The organism is Protofrankia sp. BMG5.30, from assembly GCF_001983005.1.
Lineage (GTDB): Bacteria > Actinomycetota > Actinomycetes > Frankiales > Frankiaceae > Protofrankia > Protofrankia coriariae.
Window position 1 is genome coordinate 113,269 of the sequence record NZ_MOME01000015.1, and the last position, 22,861, is coordinate 136,129.

At 69.8% G+C, this 22,861-nt stretch carries 19 protein-coding genes; 1 reads left to right on the top strand and 18 read right to left on the bottom strand.

The genetic code is table 11. The features are described from left to right. The 3 genes from BL254_RS09755 to BL254_RS09765 form a co-directional block, all read right to left on the bottom strand. Positions 1 to 1,284, bottom strand: coding sequence for a cytochrome P450 (locus BL254_RS09755; RefSeq protein ID WP_047223243.1), 1,284 nt, complete (start codon positions 1,282 to 1,284; stop codon positions 1 to 3). Positions 1,285 to 1,387: 103 nt separating this feature from the next. After that, positions 1,388 to 2,905, bottom strand: coding sequence for an aldehyde dehydrogenase (locus tag BL254_RS09760; protein ID WP_047223244.1), 1,518 nt, complete (start codon positions 2,903 to 2,905; stop codon positions 1,388 to 1,390). Between the two features lie 80 nt (positions 2,906 to 2,985). After that, positions 2,986 to 3,387: a hypothetical protein gene (locus tag BL254_RS09765; RefSeq protein ID WP_047223245.1), complete on the bottom strand. Its 402-nt coding sequence runs from the start codon at positions 3,385 to 3,387 to the stop codon at positions 2,986 to 2,988. 304 nt (positions 3,388 to 3,691) lie between these two features. On the opposite strand from BL254_RS09765, the gene BL254_RS09770 reads away from it, so the two are divergent. Next, complete coding sequence (locus BL254_RS09770) at positions 3,692 to 4,174, top strand: hypothetical protein (protein ID WP_139342247.1); 483 nt, start codon at positions 3,692 to 3,694, stop codon at positions 4,172 to 4,174. A 264-nt stretch (positions 4,175 to 4,438) separates the two neighbouring features. Here BL254_RS09770 and BL254_RS09775 read toward each other — a convergent pair whose 3' ends face one another. From BL254_RS09775 to BL254_RS09845, 15 genes are all read right to left on the bottom strand, one after another. Beyond that, the gene (locus BL254_RS09775) at positions 4,439 to 4,648 is read right to left on the bottom strand and encodes a hypothetical protein (RefSeq protein ID WP_047223247.1); all 210 of its coding nucleotides are present in this window, start codon (positions 4,646 to 4,648) and stop codon (positions 4,439 to 4,441) included. 40 nt (positions 4,649 to 4,688) lie between these two features. Then, the gene (locus BL254_RS09780; RefSeq protein WP_076843124.1) at positions 4,689 to 6,518 is read right to left on the bottom strand and encodes a peptidyl-prolyl cis-trans isomerase; all 1,830 of its coding nucleotides are present in this window, start codon (positions 6,516 to 6,518) and stop codon (positions 4,689 to 4,691) included. Further along, positions 6,519 to 8,801, bottom strand: a complete 2,283-nt coding sequence (locus BL254_RS09785) for an RND transporter (protein WP_047223248.1) — start codon at positions 8,799 to 8,801, stop codon at positions 6,519 to 6,521. Then, positions 8,798 to 10,093 (bottom strand): MlaD family protein, encoded by a 1,296-nt coding sequence (locus BL254_RS09790; RefSeq protein ID WP_076843125.1) that lies wholly within the window; start codon positions 10,091 to 10,093, stop codon positions 8,798 to 8,800. Before BL254_RS09790 ends, BL254_RS09785 begins: the two co-directional genes overlap by 4 nt. Positions 10,094 to 10,102: 9 nt before the next feature. Next, positions 10,103 to 11,362, bottom strand: coding sequence for an MlaD family protein (locus tag BL254_RS09795; protein WP_076843126.1), 1,260 nt, complete (start codon positions 11,360 to 11,362; stop codon positions 10,103 to 10,105). Beyond that, entirely contained in the window at positions 11,359 to 12,684 is a 1,326-nt protein-coding gene (locus BL254_RS09800) for an MlaD family protein (protein ID WP_076843127.1), read from the bottom strand. Before BL254_RS09800 ends, BL254_RS09795 begins: the two co-directional genes overlap by 4 nt. 9 nt (positions 12,685 to 12,693) lie before the next feature. Then, entirely contained in the window at positions 12,694 to 13,986 is a 1,293-nt protein-coding gene (locus tag BL254_RS09805) for an MlaD family protein (protein WP_047223251.1), read from the bottom strand. Continuing rightward, positions 13,986 to 15,437 (bottom strand): MlaD family protein, encoded by a 1,452-nt coding sequence (locus BL254_RS09810; RefSeq protein ID WP_047223252.1) that lies wholly within the window; start codon positions 15,435 to 15,437, stop codon positions 13,986 to 13,988. The genes BL254_RS09805 and BL254_RS09810 overlap by 1 nt, the downstream gene beginning before the upstream one ends. Continuing rightward, positions 15,434 to 16,660 (bottom strand): MlaD family protein, encoded by a 1,227-nt coding sequence (locus BL254_RS09815; protein WP_047223253.1) that lies wholly within the window; start codon positions 16,658 to 16,660, stop codon positions 15,434 to 15,436. Before BL254_RS09815 ends, BL254_RS09810 begins: the two co-directional genes overlap by 4 nt. A gap of 6 nt (positions 16,661 to 16,666) precedes the next feature. Continuing rightward, positions 16,667 to 17,461 (bottom strand): ABC transporter ATP-binding protein, encoded by a 795-nt coding sequence (locus BL254_RS09820; protein ID WP_076843156.1) that lies wholly within the window; start codon positions 17,459 to 17,461, stop codon positions 16,667 to 16,669. A 64-nt stretch (positions 17,462 to 17,525) separates the two neighbouring features. Further along, the gene (locus BL254_RS09825) at positions 17,526 to 18,398 is read right to left on the bottom strand and encodes an ABC transporter permease (protein WP_076843128.1); all 873 of its coding nucleotides are present in this window, start codon (positions 18,396 to 18,398) and stop codon (positions 17,526 to 17,528) included. Positions 18,399 to 18,436: 38 nt separating this feature from the next. Further along, the gene (locus BL254_RS09830) at positions 18,437 to 19,297 is read right to left on the bottom strand and encodes an ABC transporter permease (RefSeq protein ID WP_083730954.1); all 861 of its coding nucleotides are present in this window, start codon (positions 19,295 to 19,297) and stop codon (positions 18,437 to 18,439) included. Further along, positions 19,294 to 19,896 carry a hypothetical protein gene (locus BL254_RS09835; RefSeq protein WP_139342248.1) on the bottom strand — a complete coding sequence of 201 codons (603 nt, stop codon included), beginning with the start codon at positions 19,894 to 19,896 and terminating at the stop codon, positions 19,294 to 19,296. The genes BL254_RS09830 and BL254_RS09835 overlap by 4 nt, the downstream gene beginning before the upstream one ends. A 673-nt stretch (positions 19,897 to 20,569) precedes the next feature. Further along, entirely contained in the window at positions 20,570 to 21,493 is a 924-nt protein-coding gene (locus tag BL254_RS09840) for an LLM class flavin-dependent oxidoreductase (RefSeq protein WP_076843130.1), read from the bottom strand. Beyond that, positions 21,490 to 22,641 (bottom strand): acyl-CoA dehydrogenase family protein, encoded by a 1,152-nt coding sequence (locus BL254_RS09845; protein ID WP_047223255.1) that lies wholly within the window; start codon positions 22,639 to 22,641, stop codon positions 21,490 to 21,492. Before BL254_RS09845 ends, BL254_RS09840 begins: the two co-directional genes overlap by 4 nt. Positions 22,642 to 22,861: the final 220 nt, after the last annotated feature.

The window sequence follows — 22,861 nt, forward strand, 5'->3', positions numbered from 1 at the left end:
TCATCTCTCCGGTGTGAACTCGAACTTCATCCGCTTGATGCCGCGCATGAAGTTGGTGCCAAGATATTCCGGCTCGCTGGCGGTGAACTCGGGTATGCGGGTCAGGAGTTCGCGGAACAGCGCGCGCAGCATCGACTTCGCGAGCTGGTTCCCCAGGCAGAAATGTATGCCRCCGCCACCGAAACCTACATGCGGGTTGGGGTTGCGGCTCAGGTCGAAGCGGTCGGGATCCTCGAACACGTCGGTGTCCCAGTTGCCCGACGGGTAGAACAGYACGACCTTGTCGCCGGGGATGATCCGTTGGCCGCCGAGTTCGGTCTCCCGGACCGCGGTACGACGGAAGGTCATCACCGGTGAGGCGTACCGGACGAACTCCTCCGTGGCCCGGCCGATCCGGCCGTCGAAGTCCGCCAACAGCCAGTCCCGCTGATCGGGGAACCTGGTGAAGGCGAGCGCCGTGTGGCTGGAGGTGTGCTTGGTGGTGTCGGTGCCGGCCACCGCCATCAGCACGAAGAAGGAGCCGATCTCGAAGGCGTCCAGGGACTGCCCATCGACCTCGGCCCGCACGAGCGCGGTCATCAGGTCCTCGCCCGGATTCCGCTGGCGGTCGGCGATCAGCTGCTCGGCGACGTCGTGCAGGGTGGTGCACGCTTCGACCTGTACCTCGTCGGCCGAACGGTCGCCGAGGATCTCCGGATCGGCCCAGGCCACCACGTCCGCCGCGGCTTTGGCCACGGTGGGACGCAGCTCGGCGGGAACGCCGAAGATATCCCCGAACATGCGGACGGGAAGTTTCTCCGCGCATTCGGCGACGAAGTCGATGCTGCCCTTGTCCGCGATGGAGTCGACGATCTCGGCCGCCGCAATTCGAATCTTGTCGTCGATACGCCTGATCTGTTTCGGGGTGAACGCCGCGCTCACCAGCCTGCGCAGCTTGTCGTGCCTGGGCGGGTCCATCGCGAGAAACGACTGGGACATCTCCAGGAAGATCTCCGGCAGGAGATCGAACAGCACACCCTGACCAGAGATGAAGGTCTCGTGGTCCTTGCTCACCCGCACGATGTCGGCGTGCTTGACGACAGCCCAGTAGCCGGGGTCGTCCGGGTCGGGAGTCACCGCGTCCTCCACCGGACGCTGCCAGGACACCGGGCGCTGTTCGCGTAGTAACGCGAAGGTCTTCTCCCGCTGTTCGGAGGTCTGCTCCCAGAAGGATTTCGACGAGACGTCGATCTCGTCGAAATCAGGTTTGTGATCCGCAGTGGCCGGGATCATCTCGACGGTCATCGGATCCTCCAAAAGAATTGCAGTGGCTTGGCGGTGGCCTTTCCCGGCCCGGCGACGCCGGGCCTTCCGGGCGCCTTTGAGCCGCCCGTAACCGGGGGATCTGTCAGTCGACGTGACTGAGCAGGACGTCGTACGGCCTGCGGTCGCGGCGGCCGGAGAGATCGAGGTGGACGTTCTTGGTCTCGGTGTATTCGTCGAGCGCGTCCGGGCCGAGCTCCCGGCCAAGGCCGCTCTGCTTGTAGCCGCCGAAGGGCACCTGGCAGTTGATCTGGTGGGCGTCATTGATCCAGACGGAACCGGCCTCGATCTCGTTGGCGATGGCCAGCGCGCGGTCGTTGTCCCCGCTCCACAGCGAGGAGGCGAGCCCGTAGCTGGTGTCGTTGGCGATCGCGACCGCCTCCTCGTCGGCGCGGTAGGTGATCACTGACAGCACCGGACCGAAGATCTCCTCACGCGCGATGCGCATGTCGTTGCGGACCCCGGTGAAGATGGTCGGCTCGATCCAGTGCCCGCGCTCGAATCGTTCACCCGCGGGGACGCCGCCGCCGTGGGCCAGGGTCGCGCCCTGCTCGACCCCGGAGGCGATGTACTCGAGGATCCGGCTGTGCTGCCTGGCGGAGATGACCGGCCCGAGATCGGTCTCCCAGTCCCGGGTGTCGCCCAGCACGATGGTCTTCGCGCGTTCGACGAGCCGCTCGACGAACTCGTCGTGCAACGACTCCGGCAGCAGCAGCCGGGTACCGGACTCGCAGACCTGGCCCGAGTAGAGGAAACAGCCGTAGAGCACGCCGTCGACGGCGATCTCAAGGTCGGCGTCGTCGAGCACGATGGACGGTGACTTCCCACCGAGTTCCAGAGTGACCTTCTTGACCGTGCCCGCCGCGAGCCGCATGATCTCGCGGCCGACCTCGGTGGAGCCGGTGAAGGCGATCTTACCGACGTCCGGATGGGATGCCAGCCGCGCCCCCGCCTCGGGGCCGGGCCCCGGCACCACGTTCAGCACACCCGGCGGCAGGCCGCACTCCTCGGCGATCCGGGCGAACTCCAACGTGGACAACGGGGTCTTCTCGTCCGGCTTGACCACGACGCTGTTGCCCGCGGCCAGCGCGGGGGCGATCTTCCACAGCGCCAGCAGCAACGGGAAGTTCCACGGCGCGATCGCGCCGACCACCCCGATGGGTTCCTTGCGCACCGTGCTCTGCGCGAGCGTCGGGAAGGTCGCCCGCGGGGCCGGCCGCTCGAAGGCGTATCGCTCGGCCAGGTCGGCGAAGTACTCCAGGTGCGGCGCGACGTAGCCGATGTGGAAGCCGGTGGCCTGCCGGATCGTGGCACCGTTGGCCATGATCTCCAGCTCGACCAGTTCGTCGAGGCGGTCACCGACCTTCGCCGCGACGGCCCGCAGCAGGCGGGCCCGCTCGGCCGGGGCCGCCTGCGACCACGAGCCCTCCCGGAAGGCGGCACGGGCGGCCTCGACCGCCCGGTCGATGTGTGCCGCGCCGCCGCTGGCCGCGGTCGCGACAAGCTCGTCGTTCTGCGGGTCGCGGATCTCCAGCAGGTCGGCGGACTCGACCCACTCCCCACCGATCAGCATGGGAAAGTTACGCACCGCGGTCGTGGTCATCGTGTGCTCAGCTCCTCGGATCCAGAACGATCTCGGCGGTCCCGTCGGCTTTGTCATCGCAGGCTCCCGCCTTTCCGCGCTCAGGAGATCGCCGCGTCCTTGTCCTTGACAAGATCGCGGTAGACGGGGAAAAGCGGCTTGGTGAGCGGCACCAACTTGAGGATCTTGCTGACCGGCCCCTTGGCCCTGACCTGTCCCTTGGCCAGGCCGACGGCCAGGTTGTACTCCCCGCGCCAGAACTGGTTCGCGATGTCGGCCCGCATGACCAGCGTGATGTCCGGCGTCAGGTCGGTCTCGCCGGGCTCGGCGCGTACCGGGTCCTGGAAGGCGACAGTCAGCACACAGTCCGGATCCGAGTACTCGACCCGCAGGACGATGTTCGCCGCCTTGATCCTGTCGCCGACCTCGGGATGGTCGCCGGCCAGCCGGAACATCTCGCCGATGTACTTGTCCACTTCGGCGGCGTCGGCGAAGAAAGCCATGATCTCTTCTCCTGTCGGATGCGGGGAAGGACGCCTGGAATCAGCGGCCCGTATCGTGTACCAGTGCACAGAAGCTATTGCGGCCCGGCGTGCGTCTCATCGCTCGTGCGGGGTGTTTCGATCCCTCGATAGGAATACTTCGCCCGGTACCGCGCCACGGCCGGCTGTTACTTTCGTTACGCGGCGGAGGAAAGGAACGGCAATGGCGACTTCACCCCGGCACCGCGACACCCCGRCCGCGCGGTCACGGCCGCGTCCCGACCGCGCCAGCGGGAGCCACCGGCAGGCGACGACGGAAAACACCGTGACGGGCAGCACCGCGACGAACAGCCCCGTGACACCGACGGGTGGGGACACCGCGAGACGTGCCACAGCCGGTCGGTCCGGTGGCTTCCCGGCACTGCTCGGCGTGGCTGTCGTGTGCTGGCTGGTGGTGGGATTCACCACGCTGTGGGCCGGGATGGACGCGTTGGCCAGCGACCCCGACCAGCGCGCCGCGCGGGACCTGAGCGACCAGCTCGGCGAGGGCACGGTTCGCACAGCCGAGCAGGTGCGGCCGCAGGACCTGCTCGCGCTGGGGGTGGGCATCGCCGTCCTGGCCGCGCTCGTGGCGCTGCTGCTGCGCATACGGTGGGCCCAGCAGGTGCTGCAGGTGCTGGCCGTCGTGGCGGTTGTCGTACTGGCCACCGGCGCTCACTGGGAGGCCGTGCTGGTCTTCTTCGCGTTCGTGGTCGGCGCGATCATGCTACTCGCCGAATCGACACGAAATCACCTGCGGAAGCGCTAGCGGTGGGGCCGTCACCCACCCGGCGACCCCACCGCAAACCCCTCCCTGCCGCCGCGTCGTTCCGCTGCCGTACCGTTCCGGCGGGACACGCCTTCCGTAAATCACGTTCCCGCCCGGCACGGCCGCTCCCGCCCGGCCGCGGGCGTTTCCCGACCCCGCTCGGCGCGGGCGTCCCCGCTCGACCGGCCTGCGTTTTCCCGATATCTCCGAAAAGCGTTTCCCGGATCGGGTACGGGATACCCGCCCGCGGCCGTGCGGGGATTCTCAGAACAGCAGGAGGAGATTCGTCAGCGCCAGGAGCACCCCGACCACCTGGCAGGCGACCGCGCCGCGGCGGGCCACCCGCACCCGGCGTTCCCGGTTGTCGTCGAACGGCCGGACGGGGACGAGAACTTCGGCGTTGTGACGACCCCACCACCCGACCGCGAACACGATCAGGCCGAGGCCGACCTGGACGATGACGGAGATCACCATCGTGGGCCCGTGGCCGGGCCCCGCTCCCGCCGCCGGTTCATCAGCCGCCTGCCGGTGGCGCGGAGGACTGCGTGGCCGGAACAGAGGCGCTGGTGGCGTTGTCGGTCTGTGGCGGCGAGTCCGGATCCGCGGGGCGGTAGCCGTCGGCGTATCTGACATGGGCCTTCCGGATCGCGCCGGCCATCCAGTCCCGCCAGATGGTGAGCTGGCGCTCCATCTGCAGCTGCTGGCGCAGGTCGTCCTTGATCTGGTCGAACACGGCCGGGGCCGGTGGCAGGATCTGGATCACCTTGCCGACGTTCCAGCCGTACTGGGTCTGGACCGGGCCGAACACGCCACCGACCGGGGCGGCGAACGCCACCRGGGCGTACGCGGCGTCGAGCTGGCTCGCGCCGACGGCGCCGAGCGCACCCCCGTTGTCCTTGGTGCTCCCGTCCAGGCTGCGCTGCTGCGCGAGCTGCTCGAACGGCGTGCCGGCGGCGGCGTCCCGCACGATCTGGTCGGCCTCGGCCTGCGACGACACGACGATGTTGCGCAGGTCGCGGCGTTCCGGGGTGGCGAGCTCGTCCTTGTGCTGGTCGAACTGGGTGCGCAGCTCGCTGTCGGAGATCTCGGGAGTACCGGCGATGCGCTCGAAGAGCTGGTTGATGGCAAGCTGGCGCTTCATCTCCGTGAGCACCGCCTGCTCGTTGGTGCCGACGGTGCCGAGCGCCTGGATGAACTGGTCCCTGGCGCCGCTGCCGTCGCCGTACTGCTGCTCGATGAACCGGCTCAGGGCGTCCTGCGCCGCCTTGTCCGCGATCACGATCTTCGCGTCGGTGGCGGCGTGGTCGAGGATGATGCCGACCGCGTAGGACTTGGCGACATCGCGGCGGAAGGTGTCGAGCTTGGCGGGGTCGTCGGCCGGCGCCTGGATCCCGTAGAGGGCACGCAGCGTCTCGGCCCGACGGTCGAGCTCGTCGACGCTGACGTCCTGGCCGGCGACCCGGAAGGCGACACCGTCGGGCAGCGCGCCGGCCGCGTGCCACAGGTAGCCGCCCACCCCACCGCCGAGCAGCACGACCAGGACGGCCGCCAGCACGATGCGCCCCCGTAACGAGCGGGGCGGACGGATCTGGCGGACCCGCCCGATGACGCGGCGCGGGCGTGAGCGCTCATCGGTGTCCGCGCCGGTGTCCGAACCGTCGTCCGCGGCGGGCTCGTCGGCGTTCTTCCCGCCGGCTGGCTCGTCGGCGTCCCTGTCCCCGCCGCCCTTCGCGCGGGGCTTCTCCCCGGCGGGCTCGTCCTCGTCGGATTCGCCCTCCGGACGAGCGTCCCCGGCGGGCCTGTCCTCGCCGGGCCCGTCCGCCGCGCGTTTGTCGCTGACGGGCTCACTTTCCGTAAGGTCGTTCCCGGCGGGTTCGTCCCTGGCGGGCTCGGCCGTCGCAAGCTTGCCCTTGGCCGGTTCGCCCCCGGCGGATTCACTCTCCGTACTGTCGTCCTCCGTACTGTCGTCCCCCGCGGGCTTGTCCTCAGCCCGCTTGTCCTCGGCCTGCCTGTCCCTGACCGGCTCGCCCGCGACAAGCTTGTCCACCGCCGGCTTGTCCACTGCCGGCTTGGTCACCGCGGGCTTGGCCTCGGCCGACCTGTCCTTGGCAGGTTCGTCCCCGACGGGTTCACCCTCCGTATTGTCGCCCCCGACAGATCCGCCCTTGCCGGGCTTGCTCTCGGCGGATCCGTTGCTGGCCGGTGCGTCTGTGGCGAGCGGACCCCTGGCGGGTTCGTCCCTGGCCGGCTCGCCGCCACCCCTCCCGGTGCTTCCGGCGGCCGGGACGCCTCCGTCCTCGGCTAATGCGTCCGGCTCGACATCGGTGTCGGCTTCGGCAGGCATCTACTTCACTCCAACCAACTCGTGCGCTACTGGGCGTGGCCCGGGTTCGGGCCGCACCCTGGAGGATCGCGGATGCGCCACCGCCACGACTACCCCTGCGGCGGCAAGCGCGAGACCCACCGCACCGGCGAGCAGCACTCCAAACTGCCGGATCACGGCCAGATCAGAGGCGGCGAGGACGAGATAGCCGACCGCCGAAGTAGTCGCCGCCAGTAGCACCGGGGTGCGCAGCGCGCGTCCACCCCGGCGGGCCGCCTCGCTCAGCAGCACGGTGAACTCGCATCCCACCGCGGCGGTCAGCGAGCCCAGGCCCACGGTGATCGGGCTGAGCGGGATACCGAGCACCCACAGCAGGAACAGCCCGGCGCCGGTCGCCAGCGCCGCGGCCGCCAGCGCCCGCAGGGCGTCGCCGCGACGGCGCAACCCCACCGCGAGCACGGCCGCCGCCGCGGAGATCCCGAGCAGGTTGCCGAGTGTCCGCTCGGAGGAGAGCATTTCCTGGCCCCGCACCGCCACCATGGACAGCCCGGCGATCTCCACCTGGAATCCCGACGGCGGGACGAGGACGCGGCCGATGTCGTCCCGCAACGCCCGCAGCGCGTCGAGGTCGTCCATGCGGACCCCGAAGACCATGGTGGCGACCTGGTGGTCGCCCCGGATCACCGAACCGGCCAGATACGGCGGCAGCAGCCGCAGCGCCGCCCCAATCTGCTCGGCGGTGCTGTCCGGCCCGAGGAACTGCAGCAGCGTGGGCGGTGAGACCACCGGGCGCAGCTGGTCACCGTGGTCGGCGATGAGGCGCTGCTGGGTGACGCGCATCCACTCCACCGCCGCCGGGCTGGTGACGTCCACCCCGCGCAGCACCACGGAGAGCTCCCCGGAGGAGCCGACGACGCTCTCGACGTGCTGCGCGTCCTTCAGCGTGGACGCGCCGGCCGCGAGCGACTCGAAGTCGCTGTCGAGCCGCAGGCCCGGCAGCGCCGCCCAGCCGGCCGCGGCGACGACCACGGCCACCGCCACGGCCAGCCCCGTCCCGCGGCGGCGCGCCCGGGACGGCTGGTGCGCCGGAACGGACTCGGCCGCTGCCGGCTCGTCGGCACGGGCGGAGCCGGCGGGTACGGCCGGCAGGAGCGCGCCGAGACCGGCGGAGACGAGCACACCGATCGACAGCGTCAGGCCGAGATCGCGTACGAACGGCAGCGGCGAGAGGAGCAACGTCGCGAAACTCGCCGAGGTGGCGGCGGCGACGGTCAGCACGACCCGGCGCCGGGCGTTGCGGGTGAAGTAGGTCGGATAGTAGCTGCCGATCCCGAGCAGCACCGGCAGGAAGGCCACCACACCCAGGGACAGCGGCCTGCCCGCCCAGCCCAGGATCGCCAGCGTCAGACCGATCGCGACCAGCGTCGAGGCCAGCGGGAGCAGGCGGCGGCGCCGGCGCGTCCACGGCACGAACAGGAAACAGGCACCGATCAGGACGACGGCGATGCCGCCGAGGCGCGGGGCCTCGGAGCGAACCTGGTCGCTGACACCGGCCGCGAGCACCGGCACCCCGGACACCGTCACCCGCGCACCGTCGAGGCCCGCGCCGCGCACGGTGCCGCGCACCCGGTCGACCAGGCGCTGCGCGGCGCCGGCGTCGATGCCCTGGCGTGGGCGGACGAGCACCGCCACCGCGTTCTGCGAGGGCACCACGAACCGCCACTGGGGACGGGGCGCCTGGCCCTGGGCGAAGACCACCGACTGGACGAACCGCTCGTTGCCCAGCGTCGGCAGCCCGGCGGGCAGCCCCTGCACGACCAGCGGGCCGTAGCGCTGGTCGAACTGGGCGATCGCGCTGTCACCGGCCTCGCGGGCCTTCTGCTCGGTCGCGCCGGCGCCCCGCGCCGCGACCTCGGCGGTGGCTCGCACCGCGTCCCGGCGGCCGGAGAGCTCGGCGAGGAAGTCCTGCATCTGCCCGGCGATCTGGTTCAGCGTCGTGGCGGGCCCGTAGACCGCGGCGACGTCGCCGAGCCCGGTCAGCTGCCCTTCCAGGCGCAGCAGGCGGTGCAGATGGTCGCTGTCGAGCAGCAGCCGTGGCTGCGTGCTCTCCAGCAGGATCACGATCGGGTCGCCGCCGAACGAGGAGGCCAGCTCGTCGAGCTGCTCCACGGTGCGGTCGTGGGCCGGCAGGAACGAGCCGATCCCGGTCTCGACCCGGCTTCTCGCCAGGCCGCCGATGATGAAACCGGCGGCCAGCACAGCGGCGAGAACCGCGAGGAGGGCGGGTAATCGCCTCCTGATCATCGTGGGTCCGGCTGCACCCGCGGATACGGGTCGTTTCGGGGACCGGGGTTGGTGGACGCTCCCGCCGGCGGGAACGGGTTGGACTTGTTCAGCGGGCCGATGTTCGTGTTGAGCGGGAGGCCCTTGACCGACTGCTCGTTGAGGCCCAGGAAGATCCGCAGCGCCCGGCCGTTGGCGTCACCGGTGGCCGCCGACTGGCCGAAGTTGGTGAAGAACGCCACGATGTCGTGCCCGTAGGGCCGCAGGTAGGCCAGGGTCGGGTTGAGGTCGGCCAGGTCCACCCGCAGGCTCGGGATGAGCGCCGTGAGGTCGCCCGCGACGGGGGGCACCCGGGTGAGGGTGTCCGGCGCGGCGACCAGCACGCCATCCAGGGCGGGCAGCAGCCCGCGCAGGTCCGCCGAGGTCTGCGGGAGCTCGGTCAGCGCGGCCGAGAGGTCCGGCGCCGCGGCCTGGAGGTTCTGCGCGACCGGGGACAGTGCCGTGGCGACGTTGCGCAGCCCGGTGGTGGCGTTCCTGGTGGTGTCCAGCACGCCGGGCAGCTTACGCACGATCTCCTCCACCGGCGCGCGGTTGTCCGCGGTGGCCTGCGCGAGCAGGTTCGCGTCCTCGACGAGCTGGCCGATCTGCCCCTGACGGGTGTTGAGCGCGGCGAGCAGGGTGGCCGCCGAACTGGTCACCTGCTCAAGGTCCTTCGACTGCGCGGCCAGGGCGTCGAGCGCGGTCCGGCCCTCGCGGCCGAGGTCACCGAGGCCCTGCAGCGCCTGGGAGACGCTCTGCCTGCCGTCCTCGGTGGCCGCGCCAAGCGACCGCACGCTGCTCGCGAGCGAGGCGCGGGTGTCCGCGTCCAGGCTCGCCAGCACGTCGTCCAGCTCGGTGGCGGGCCGGCCCGCGCCGTCGGGCAGCCGGGCGCCGCTGGGCAGCGCCGGCCCGTCGCCGTCCGCGATCTCCAGGAAGGTCTCGTTGACGAGGGTCTTCTCCCGCACCTGCACGACGGCGCCCTGGTGCAGCGGGTAGGCGGAGTTCAGCCGCACCACGATGTCGGCGTTGTTGCCGTCCACGGAGAGCGTGTCCACCTTGCCGACCTTGACCCCGGCCACCATCACGTCGGAGTCGTTGACGAGGTTGGACACCCGGGCCATGTGCAGCCCGACCTGGTACCCCGAATCGGAGATCACCGGCAGCTTGCCGCCGGAGTTCACCCAGAGGTAGCCGAACGTCAGCGCGCAGAAGGTCATGAACACCAGCAGGAACGCCAGCCGGACGACCGGCATCACGGCGTGTGGGATCCGCATCGCGACCGTCTACCTCACCGTCGGAGTGGACAGGGACTTCAGGCCGGTGACCGGCAGCGAGCTGGGGGTGACCTCGAGCAGGGCGCGCAGGATCCCGCCGTTGGCGTCCGCCAGGCTCGTCATCGACCGGGTGTTGAGGATGAAGCCGCCGAGGTCGGGCAGGTACGACACGAGCGTGGCGGTGACCGGATCCAGCCGCCCGGTGCTTGCGGTCAGATCAGGCAGCGCCACGCCCAGCTGCCCGACATAGGGCCGCAGGTCCTTGACCACCGGGTCGGCCTTCTGCACGACCGGGCCGARCTGGTCGAGGGTCTTGTCCAGCTGCCGCAGCGTGCCGTCGAGTCTGGTCAGCGAGCCGGGCAGGGACGACGAGGCGTTCCTGAGGTTGTCCAGCGTCGGATCCAGCTCGCCGCTGAGTGCCTGCACCGCCTCGGTGGCCAGCTTGAGCTGGTTGGTCAGATCGGGCAGCTGGGCGAGCGCGGAGTCGGCCGCCGAGCTGTGCTCCCCCACCGCGCCCAGCGTCGTCTGCAACGAGTCGGCGAGCGTGCGCAGCCGGCCGTCGTCACCGCCGATGGCCGTGGAGATCTGGCTGAGCGCGGTGACCAGCCGCTGGATGGTGTCCCGGCGGGTCTGCAACGAGGCGAGCACCGGCTGGAGCCTGGTCACCACCGTGTCGGTGGCGGTCAGCCCCTCGGGGAGCTGCTGTGGCGCGGAGGCCAGGGCCGCGTCGGACTCCTCCAGCAGGGAGGTCAGCGCGGAGYGGGCGTTGTCGTCGAGATGGCCGAGCACCTCGTCGATCTCGATCGGCCGCTGTGAGCTCGCCAGCAGCAGCGTGCCGCCCTTGGACAGCCGCTTGCCCTGCTGCGGGGAGCCGGGGCTCAGCTCGACGTACATCTCGTTGAGCGGGCTCTTCGGCCGCAGGACGACGCGGGCGTTGTCGTAGACCCGGTACTTCGGGTCGATGGCTAGCTCGAGCCGGGCGTGCCCGGCGTTGTCGACGCCCGCGCCCACGATCTCGCCGGCCGGCACTCCGGCGATGCGCACCTCCTGGCCGTGGCCGGGGCTGACCCCGGGGGTGCCGGCAAAGGTCGCGTAGAAGGTGAACTTGTTGTCCCAGGGCACGCTGAGCCGCTGCTTGCTGAGGATGATGCTGCCGGAGATCGCGGCCAGCGCGATCAGCACCGCCAGCGCCAGCACGTTGCGCCTGAGACCGGGCTCGGTCCCGATCCGCCCCCAGATCCGCCGGAGGCGCTGTACACGGCTGCTCATCGCGGCTGGGCTCCCTTCTGCAGCGCGACCCCGGTCTGGTTGGACAGTCCGACGAGCAGCTGCTCGAGGCTGATCGGCAGGCCGCCGACCGAGCCCACCCCGACACCGGGCTGCAGGGCGATCAGGGCCCCGTTGCGGTCGGAGAGCACCGAGGTGCGGGCGAGCGTGGTGGCCATGTATGCCAGCTCCTGGTACAGGGGTTTGTCCGAACTGGCCGCCGCGTACGGCCCGGTGCCGTGGTACGGCGCGAGCACGAACTGCTTGACCGGCCCGTTGAGCCGGTCGAGCACGGGGCCGCTGAGGTCGTCGAGCACGGTGGTGGCCTGCCGGCCGGCCGGCACGAGGTCCTGCACGAGCGGGCGGGCGTCGACCAGGACGCCGCGCAGCTGGTTGACCACGGGCCGCGCCTCGGCCAGCACGGGGTCCGCGGTCGTCAGCACGGTGTCCAGCTTGCGCACCACCGGCTGCGCCGGCCCGGCGGTGTCGCGCAGCTTCTCCAGCGTCGTCTTCAGCCGGGCCAGGCCCGCGTCGGTGGCGTCCAGGGTGGACGGCAGGCGGGAGACCGCGGTGGAGATGTCGGTCGTGCGCCTGGAGAGCACCGATGTGGTGGTGTTCAGGTCCGTGACGATGGCGTCGAGCTGGCCCTGCTTGTCGATGAGCTCGCGCGCGGTGGCCTGCAGGTTGGTCACCAGCCTGGGCAGGTCGGTGTCGGGTTTGCTGCCCAGTGCCGCGCCGGCCACCGCCGCGGCCGGGTCCAGGGTGTCCGGCGCGTGGGCCACGAGCTGGTCGATCGCCTCGCTTCCGCCGTTGCCCAGCGTCTCGTCGAGGTTGGCGGTCGTCTTGCGCAGACCGTCGAGCGCGGAGGGCTGCAGCGCGGCGACGATCTTGTCCAGTTCCACCGGCAGCTTGGTGCGCTCCACCGGGATGGTGCCGGTGAACCTGCCGGGCCGGCCGCCGGRGACCAGGTCGACGAAGTAGTTGCCGCCGAGCAGGGTGGTCGGGCGGATCACCGCGCTCGGCTCGGTCCCGAGCTTGCCGCGGATGTCGCCGTCCACCTTCACCGTGACCCGCGCGCCGCCGTTGTCGGTCTCCCTGACGCCGGTGACCACGCCGACCGGTACGAACGCCACCTTGACCTGGCTGCGGTAGGGCGCCAGCCGGTTGTCGGCGGTGAACTCGATGTCGAAGCTGTCCCCGGACCGCAGGGTGACGAGGATGCGGTTCTTGTTGAACAGCGCCAGGCCGGCCAGCAGCGAGACGACGATGAACAGCGCCCCGAGCCGCAGCGGCGTCACACGTAGGTGTCTTGTGATCGCGGCCATGTCAGCCCCTCACCGCCGGTTCCCGAGAACCGACGTGCTCTTGTCGCGGGCGGCCTGCCCAGGGACCGGGTAGGCGTTGCGGTTGGTGAGCGGATCCCGCAGCGGCAGGATGCCGCTGACCGTCTCGCTGCCGATGACCGGATAGATCCGTAGCCAGTGCCCGGCGGCGTCCCCGTCGGAGAGCGCGTCCGCCATGTAGGAGAAGAACAGCGACACCTCCGGCGCGTACGGCGCGGCGACCCCCAACGGCTGCCGGGCGTTGCCCAGGGCATCGACCAGCCGCGGTGCCAGCGGTTTCGCGTCGCTGAGGACCTTCGTCAGCTGGGGCACCACCGGGTCGGCCTGCCCCGCGACGCCGGGGACCTTCTCCAGCGGTGGCACGCCCTCGCGCAGCACACCCCGGACGTCCTCGGTGGCGTTGCCGAGCGCGACGGCGCCCGGTTGCAGCCCGGTCATCGCCTGGCCCGTCTGGGCCAGCGGCGCGCGCAGCTGGTCGAGTGCGCCACGGGCGTCGACCAGCGTCTGCGGGACCCTGTCCAGGGTGGCGCCGAGCGGGGCCTGGTCGTCGACGTCGAGCGCCTGAAGGGTTGTGCTGACCCGGTCGACCAGCTCGGCCAGCTGCTGCTGGTGCCCCTCGAACGACTGGGACAGGCTGTCGGCGGCGCGCAGCAGGTCGGTGAGGTCCGCGCCGTTGTTCACCGACAGCGCCCGGGAGACCGTGGCGAGGTCGGGCAGCTCCTGCGGCAGCGCGGCGGCGGCGTCCTTGAAGTCCTGGGAGTGGCCGCTCGCCCCGCCGCCGACCTCGCGCAGCGTCGAGCCCAGGGCGTCGCGGGTGGGCTGGTCGAGCACTCGCAGCACGTCGGAGAGCTCCTGGGCGTCCCCGGTCTTCGAGGCCGGGATGATCTCGTTACGACCCAGCTCCCCGGTGTCCGGCGTGCCCGGCCGGAAGTCCACGTACTTCTGTCCCAGGGCGGAGCGCGCGCTGACCGTGGCGGTCAGCGCCGACGCGTCGCGGTATATCTTGCGCCCCTTGTCGAATCTCAGGGTGACCAGCGGCTGGCCGTCGACGATGCGGACGTCCTTGACCTGCCCGACCCGGACGCCGGCGATGCGGACGTCGTCGCCATTGCGCAGCGAGCCGACCTCGTCGAAGGCCGCCTTCACGCTGCGCCCGCTCGTTCCGGGCAGGCCACCGCTGGCGGTGAGCGCGATGTAGATCGAGATGGCGAACGCCACCACCAGCCCGATGCCGATCAGGAGCGAACGCTGGCGTGCCCAGCCGTTTGCCGTCCCGCCTGCCATCAGCTGCCTCCGAGCAGGAAGCCGAGCATGCCACTCTCCTGTTGCTGGTTGAGCCCGGTGACACCGCCGTCCGCGGTCGGCGCGGGGGCAAGCAGGCCGCTGAGAAGGCCGGTGACGCCACCCGTCTGCCCCGCCGGGCCGCCGCCCGGCTGCTGGGGCCCGGTCACTGCCTGGTCGAACGGCTGGCCACTGGGATTCTTGGTCAGAGGCAGCGGTGAGCCACCGACGCCGAGGTTGGAACCGAGCCCGGGAACCAGGCCGGTGAGAATCTCCGGGGTGACCACGACCATTCCGCGGAAGTAGTGCGACACCCCGTCCGAGCCGTTGGTGGCCAGCGCCCAGTACTTGATGAAGTTGAAGACGTTGACGATGTTGTCGCTCAGCTCGCCGACGAGCGGCCTGAGCGACGAGGCGACCGCCACCGTGTCCGGCCCGCTGGGGCGCAGCGTGCTGACCACCGGCCTGGCCTCGTCGAGCAGTGCCTGTGCTTTCTGCAGCACCGGGTTCAGGCTCGCCAGCGCGGGATCGGCCGAGGCGGCGAACCGGTCGAGCTCGGCGCTTATCTGACTGAGGTTGTCGGTGGTGGGACGGATCGCCTTCAGGGTCGGCACGGTGGCCCCCGCCGTCGAGGTCAGCTCGGCGAGCGTGGCCCGCGCGCTGCTCAGGGTGGCCGGTAGCTCGGCGAGGGTCCGCTCGAGCACCTGCTGCCTGGCCGCCGTGGTGCCCAGCAGCCGCTGGGTGGAGGAGACCAGGTTGTCGAGGGTCCTGCCGTCGTCGCGCGCGAGCGCGTCCGCGACCGGCTCGACGTTGTCCACCAGGTTGTTCAGCAGGGTGTTCTGCTCGTCGAGCACCTTCGCCAGGGAGTCGGTGTCGCGCATCGCCGGCGCGAGCGCCCGGACGGTGTCGTCGATGTTGCCGCCGTTGCCCTGCAGGCCCTCGCCGAGCACGGTCACCAGCGCGGCCAGGGACTCGCCGGTCGGCTCGTCGACGGTGTTGAGCACCTCGTCGAGGTCGGTGTTCCGCCCGGTCTGCGTGGCCGGGATCACGCCTCCGCGCGGCAGCGCGGGCGCGGCCGGGCTGCCCTGGTCGAGCTCCAGGAAGCGCTCGCCGAGCAGGCTGAGCGGACGTACGGTCAGGCGGGCGTCGGTGTGCAGCGGCATCGCGGCCGGGTCGAGCTCCATCGTCACGTCCGCGTGGCCGTCCGAGTCCACCCGCATGCCCGCGATCCGGCCGACCTTGACGCCTTTCAGCTTGACCTCGTTGCCCACCAGCAGCGGGCTGGCGTCGGCGAACTTCGCGTGCACCACCCAGCTGGACGGGCTGCCGTTCGCCACCAGCCCGGTGGTCGTGGCGGCGGTGGCCAGCAGCGCCACCAGCGCGACCCCGACCAGCCGCGGCAGCGACCCACGGCGGCGGCTCGGCGCCAGGTTCCTTCTTGTCAGGTTCGTCATCGAGCGCTGCTCCCGAAGGCGTCGGTCCAGGGCTGGTTCCCGATGGCGCCGGGCAACGGGTAGGGATCGTTGCGCAGACCAGGCACAAGCACGCCCGGGTTGTGGTTGACGCTGGTGGCGCCGGCCTGGATGTGGCCTCGCGCATAGTGGCCGTTGGCGTCGTAGTTGGCGAAGGCCGACCCCCACTGGCCGAGGAAGGACACCGCCTCCGGCGTGTACGGGCGCAGGAAGGCGAACGCCGGCTGCAGGTAGTCCAGCGCGGCGGTGGTCCCGGGCACGGCCGCGTGCGCCTGGTCGAGCAGCCCGGGTGTGATGTCCAGCAGCTCGTCCGCGGCCACCAGCGTCGGGCGCAGGTCGGCGATGACCGGGCGCAGGTCCGCGAGCAGCGGCCGGAGGTTGCGCGACACCGACGGCAGCTTCTCGGCCGCGGGGCGCAGGTCGTTCAGCAGTGGCACGGCCTTGTCCGCGACCCCGGGCACCACGGCCAGCGTGCTGTTCGCCTGGTCCAGCGTGCCGGGCAGTTTCTGCAACGACGTCGACAGCTGCTGGCGCTGCCCGGCCACCACCGAGGTCAGGTGCGTCAGGTCGTTGATGATGCCGCGCAGGTTGCCGTCACGGGCCGCGAGCGTGCTGGTCAACTGGTTCAGGGTGACGACCAGGTTCTTGATCGCCGGACCGTCGGTGCCGATCCCCTTGAGCACCTGGCCCACGGCGGACAGCGCGGGGCCGGCCGACTGCAGGGTGGCCCTGACGTCCTGCTCGTTGCCCTGCAGCGTGCCGTCGAGCTCACGTACCAGCGACGACAGGTGGGTGCGTGTCGTGGGATCGAGCGCGTTGAGGACCTGGTCCAGCTCGGTCGGCTGGTCCATCGTCCCCTCGAGCATTCCCCCGGACGGGATCCGCGGGTTGCTCGTCGGCCCGTCGTGGACCTCCACCAGCCGCTCCCCCAGCAACGCCTTCCAGGCAACGGAGACGGTCGCGCCGGAATGCAGCGGCGCATGGTCGGAGTCGAGGGTCAGCTCGAGATACGCCTTGCCGTCCTTGACCCTGATACCGGAGACGGACCCGGCCTCGAAGCCGTTCACCATCACCGAGCCACCCTTGACAATGTTGGTCGCCGACCCCAGCAGCACCCCGACCCGGTAGTCGTTGCCGAACAGCGTCCAACCGCTCGCGACCAGCACGACCACGGCGGCCAGCGCGACCAGCCCGATCCTTCTCATCCTCTGTCAGTCCATCCCCAGTGGCCCGGCCGATTCGCCGGACAGGAACTGCCGGACAAACGGGTTGTCGGAGTTGAATGCCTCTTCGGCCTCGCCGTAGTGCACGACCTTGCCCTTCCAGATCACACCCACGTAGTCGCTGACCTTGCGCGCCGTGCGGATGTCGTGGGTCACCAGCATGTAGGTACCCTTGTGCCGGCTGTGCATTTCCAGGATCAGGTCGTTGAGCAGGCTCGTGCGTACCGGGTYCAGACCGGAGTCCGGCTCGTCGAACAGCACGATGTCCGGGTTCAGCACCAGTGCCCGCGCGAAACCGGCGCGCTTGCGCATACCACCGGAGACCTCGCTCGGATATTTGGTCAGTGACTTCTCCAGGCCCACCTCGGTGAGCCTCTCCAGCACGATGTCGGAGATCTCGGACTCGGACATGTCGGTGTGCTTGCGCAGCGGGAAGGCCGTGTTGTCGTAGATGTTCATCGAACCGAACAGCGCGCCGTCCTGGAACAGCACGCCGAACCGCTTGCGTATTTCGTAGCGTTCGCGCTCGGAGATCTTCCAGATGTCCCTGCCGAAGATGAGGACCTCACCGGCGTCGGGCGCGAGCAGTCCGACAAGATGCTTGATCATAACGCTCTTGCCGGTACCGGACGGGCCGAGGATCGTGGTGATCGCGTCGTCCACGAAGTTCAGGTTCAGCCCCTGGAGCACGCGGAAGTCACCGAACGTCTTGTGCACGTTGCGTACTTCCATGCTGTGCACGCGGCCGTTGGTGTCCAACAGCCGCGGCTCGGGCAGGGTCATCCCCGGGATGATCTCGGCGGAATTCTGGGTGGGCACTTGTCCTCCTGACGGCTACCAGTCGGCGCTAGTTCGCGATCGGGGCGTTGGGGCTGAGCCCCCAGAAAAGCTGCGTGGTGAGCAGCCCAATGACATGGATCAACACCATGTTCAGCATCATCGATTTCGCGGTGTTCTTGCCGACCCCGACGGATCCACCGCTGGCGGTGTAGCCGTAGTAACAACTGACGAACACGATCGTCGTGCCCATCGACAACATCTTGATCATTGAGAAGAGAAAGTCGAGCGGATTCTGGTAGAGCCAGAAGATGTAGTTGTAGCCACCGGCGGACACCCCGCCCAGCTGCACGACGGTCACCAGGTACATCGATATGTACATGAGCCCGAGCCCGACCGTGAACAGGAACGGCATCGCTATCCAGGCGGCCATGATCCGGGTACCGACCAGATAGCTGCGCGACCTGACGCCCATGACCTCCATGGCGTCGATCTCGTCGGCGATCCGCATCGAACCGATCTCGGCGACCAGCCCGCAGCCGACCTTCGCCGCGAAGATGTAGCCGTACATGTACGGCGCCATCTCACGCAGCGAACAGTAGGCGTTGAAAATACCCGAGTACAGCGGGGCGCCGATCTGCTTGAGGGTGTAGCTGGCCTCCAGCCCGCACTGCATCCCCATGATGAACTGCATCGACCAGATGATCAGGCCGCTGGACAGGATCAGGATGCCGGCCTGGTGGAAGACCTCCGAGGCGTAGTGACGGATGTCGCCGAAGTCACGAATGGTCCGGGCAGAGAACTGGGCGATCTCGCCACCGGTGGTGACGGCCTGTTTCACCCCACGCTGCATACCGCCCAGCGTGATCACAGTATCCTGCGGCTTCGGCGCCGCGACCCGCGGCTGCCCGAGCCGGTCGAACTCGTCCACGGGCGTGGTCATGGCTTGTCCACTGGGGTGGTCATGGTCGCTCTCGGCCCTTACTTGAAGACCTGCATGTCGGGGTTGAGCCCGAGCAAGATGGTTGTGAAGACGTAGTTGAAGATCCAGATGGCGGCGAAGGAGATGACCACGGCCTGGTTGACCGCGCGTCCCACACCGATCGGCCCACCCTGGGTGCGCAGGCCCTTGTAGCAGCACACGACTCCGATGAGCAGGCCGAAGATCGTCGTTTTCGCGACGCTGGCCCACACGTCGGTGACGGTGGCATTGGCGAAGAAGTTCTCAAAGAACGCGCTGCTGTTGGCGCCGAGCACCCACACCGAGGYCATGTAACCGCCGAGCACACCGAACGCGAGCGCGACCAGGTCGAGCAGTCCGGTCATGAGCGTGATCGCCAGTACCCGTGGGACGATCAGGGTGCGGATGGGATCGACGCCGAGCACCTCCATCGCGTCGATCTCCTCACGGATCCGGCGCGCGCCGAGGTCCGCTGTCATCGCGGTGCCCATGACACCGGCGACCACCATCGCGTTGATCCACGGAGCGAACTCGCGGACGCTGGCCATGATGAAGAAGGAGCCGAGACGTTCGGGGATGCCGAAGAGCAGGAAGAGGTTGCCGCCCTGCAGGCCCGGCGCGCCGAAACCGAACGCCGTACAGGACACCATCATCGGTATCCAGCACAGCTTGAGGATCTCGAACATCTGGTCGCGCACTTCACCCCAGTAGCCGACAGGGTGGCGGATCGCGCTGCCGAAAACCTGCCCGGCCAGCTGCACCATCTCCCCGCCCTGCTGGAGCGGTCGCCGTATGGCGTCAACCCATTTCGGCGCCTTGTTCCTGCGCACCCGGCGGCGGCTGCCAGGAACCGACGGGGCGGTCACAGCCGGTACGCTCATGCGCGCTCACCCGCCGACCGCACGCCGACGCGGCCACCGCGGCCGCGGCCGGCGGCAGCGCCGCGACTGCTGACGCCACCATGCCTGGCGGCACCACCATGTCTGGCGGCACCACCGCGGCTGTTGGCGGCACCACGGTTGGCGGCACCGCTGTGGCTACCAGCGCCACCACGGCGGCCAGCGGCACTGTGGCTGTTACCGCCACTGCGGCCGCTGCCGGGCGACCGCCGCCGGGTAGCCACCGAGCCGGCCACGAACCCCACGATCACCGCGGCCGCGAGAGTCATCGAGATCTGCACCGGATTCCGTCCAGCCTGTGCCAGCAGTACCAGCGGAAGCACCAGCAGATAGGCGCCGACCGCGGCCAGCGCACCGTGCCGCCCACCATCGGTGGTCGTTCCCTGACGCAGAGCTGCCACCACGAAAGCGGCCGCGGCCGAGCCGGTGAGGACCAGCGCGCCAAGCGCCCCGGACACCGTCGCCACGGCGGGGGCAACGAGCCCGCCGAGGACGAGCACGGTGAACCCGCGCGAACTCCCGCGCACCACGGCGACCATGTCCACGCCGTCGAGCCAGCCGCCCACCGGGGAACTTGTCATGCCCATGCCTCCTTTCGTCGACGCACCGAGTCGGCCGGCGATATGACTGCCGCACGCGGCGGACCGCGGGCGCGTCACGGTTCATCACGGCCGCCGTCCCGGCAAGCAGGTAATCCAGGGCGAAAAGCGGGCGCGAGCATTCACGCCCGCTCTGGCCAGGCTCACCAACCACCGGCGGAGATCCTCGGCGAGATGGCCGCGGACAATACCTGTCCCAGCACGCGTCCGAAGGTCTACCAGCACGGCAGCATCTCCTCCTGTGATGCCATCGCCGACCGGGATTGTTGCGGTATTCGCGTTGCCGGGAAAAGTTCGGCGAGGCAACGCGCCAGGAACGAACGGTACCGTTTTGTGTGCCGGATCACATCTCCCAGTGGGGGGGTAGTTGCCCCTCCAAAGAGAGGCTTTCCCCCGACGGCAACGAGCTCACGACGACAGGTGGGCCACCAGGTAGGTCATCGGATAGGCCATGGCCCACCCGGAGAACGGCTTTCCCGCCGGCGGYAGGCCCGGGTTCCCCGGGAACCGGGAGAACGCGCGGGAAGCATGATCATACGCTACTTGTTCGGCCGGTGTTTCGCGTTGATATTTTGTTGATGTCGGCCGGTAAGAACATCCGGGCCTCCCGCGGGCGCGCCCGRGGCGGACGAGGGCCGGGCGCGCCCAGGGCGGATCAGGCTGGCGCGTGCTCGAGCAGGTACCGCTTCACCTCGGCCGTGTACTCGACGCTGGCCTCCCAGCTCGTGCTGGTCGCCACCAGTGTGAAGTGCTCGCAGCCGGCCTCGAGGTAGGGCAGCAGCCACTCCCCCACCTGTTCCGGCGTGCCGGCGGGCGCCAGCCGCTCGAACTTCTCGTAGGGCAGGTGGTAGAGCCGCTCCATCCGCTCGGCCACCAGCTGTCTGGCCCTGCTCGCCTGGGTGTCGATCCCGCACCAGAGGTTCAGTCCGTACCAGGACGGCAGCGGCCTGCCCTCCTGCTGGGCCACCTCGGCGATCTGCTCGCGGGTCGCGGCGAAGCGCCGGGCGGAGCAGAAGATCCCCAGCCAGCCGTCGCCGAAGCGCACGGTCCGCCGTACCGCGGCCGCCGACGAGCCGCCGATCACGATCGGGATCCTGGGCGTCGGAGCCGGCAGCACCCGCGCGTCCTTGAGCTCGAAGAACTCCCCGCTGTGATCGACCGCATCGCCCAAGGCGAGCGCACGCAGCACGCGCAGGCTCTCGTCGAGGCGGCGTCCCCGGGTCGACGGGTCGACGCCGCAGTTGAGCGGCTCGGAGCGGTCCTCCCCACCCACGCCGACCCCGAGGATCAGCCGGCCCGGCGCCAGTTGGGAGACCGAGGCGAGCTGGCGGGCGACGGTGGTCGGATGCCGCAGCGCGAGCTGGTAGACGCCCAGCAGCACGGGCAGATCGTCGTTGCTGGTCAGGGCCGCGGTGGCGGACACCAGCCCGTCGAAGCCCCGGCCGCCGTGGAAGCTGACATGATCGGCGACGACCACGTGGTCGAGCCCCGCGGCATGGACACGACCGAGCAGATCACGCCGCTGCTGTGGGCTCGTCGAGAGAATCGACTCGTGCACGTCCAGCCCGACCGTGATCATTTCCCGTGCCTCCCACCCAGAACGTCCTTGGCGATAATGCGCTTCTGGATCTCTGCCGTGCCGTCCGCGACCAGATAGGCCATGACATCACGAAATCTCTGCTGCAACGGGAACTCGGTCGCGTAGCCGAGGTTACCGTAGATCTTCATGGCCGCCTCGATCGCGTCCTTGGCGACAATTGGCGGCCACCACTTGCTCATGGAGGCATGCGCGGTGTGCGGCCGGCCGGCATGGCGCAGCCACAACGCCCGATAGCACAGCCACCGTGCGGCCTCCAGATAGGTGGCCTGCTCGGCAAGAAGAAAAGATATGCCCTGGTACTCGGCGATCGGACGGCCAAAAGCCTCCCGCTGCAGGGCATAGTCAGCGGCTTCGTCGAGGCTGGCCCGGGCCGCGCCGAGACACATCAGGCCCAGCGCGGCACGGCTGAAATCAAAGTGGCTCATGACACTGTGGAAGCCCCGGCCGTACTCACCGATGAGGTTCTCCGTCGGCACGAACACCTCGTCGAAGTGGATCGATCCCCAGCCCAGCGGCAGGCAGCCCATCCCCGGCATGTGGCTGACGGTCACGCCCGGAGTATCGGTCGGGACGACGAAACAGCTCACCCCCTTCGAGCGCGCGGACCCCGGCTCGCGGGCGTAGACGAGCGTCGCGGTGGCGTTGCAGGCCCACGAGATGGCGGTCTTCTCACCGCGCAGCCGCCAGCCGCCGGCCACCGGCTCGGCGACCGTGCGCAGCGCGCCTGCGTCGGAGCCGGAGCCGGGCTCGGTGAGCGCGATCGCCACCGTGATCTCACCGGCGATCAGCCGCGGCAGGTACTCCTTCTGCACGGCCGTGGTGCCGTGTGCCAGCTGAGATCCCACAAGCCCGACCTGCACCGGCGCGGACGCGATGTTCACGTCGCCGTAGGCCAGCGTCTCCGCCGCGAGCCCGAGCGTGATCGGATCCTCGACGCCGGTGCCGCCGAACTGCTCGGGCAGGCCGATGCCGAGCACACCGAGATCGGCGAGCTGACGCTGGATGTCGAACGGGTAGTCCGTACGGGCCGCCCGGTCCCGATAACCGGGCAGTAGTACATTCTCAGCGAACTGGACGAGCGCACGCCGGAAGTCCTCCTGTTCCTCGGAGAATTCGAAAGAAATCATTTTATTCCGCCTTAGAATAAGGTGCGGAACGCGACAACCACGATCGCGTTGGCCGCTATGCCTGTCCCATTCCCGAGATGACACCGCACCGGCACGCCGTCACAAAGGATGATTGCCTCGTCACGGTCGCGCACAGTCGGCTACCAGCAGGGCGCGTCGGCGATGCCGCGTCACCGACGACACCAACGCCGGAGCATGGCCACCAACGGCGGAACACCGG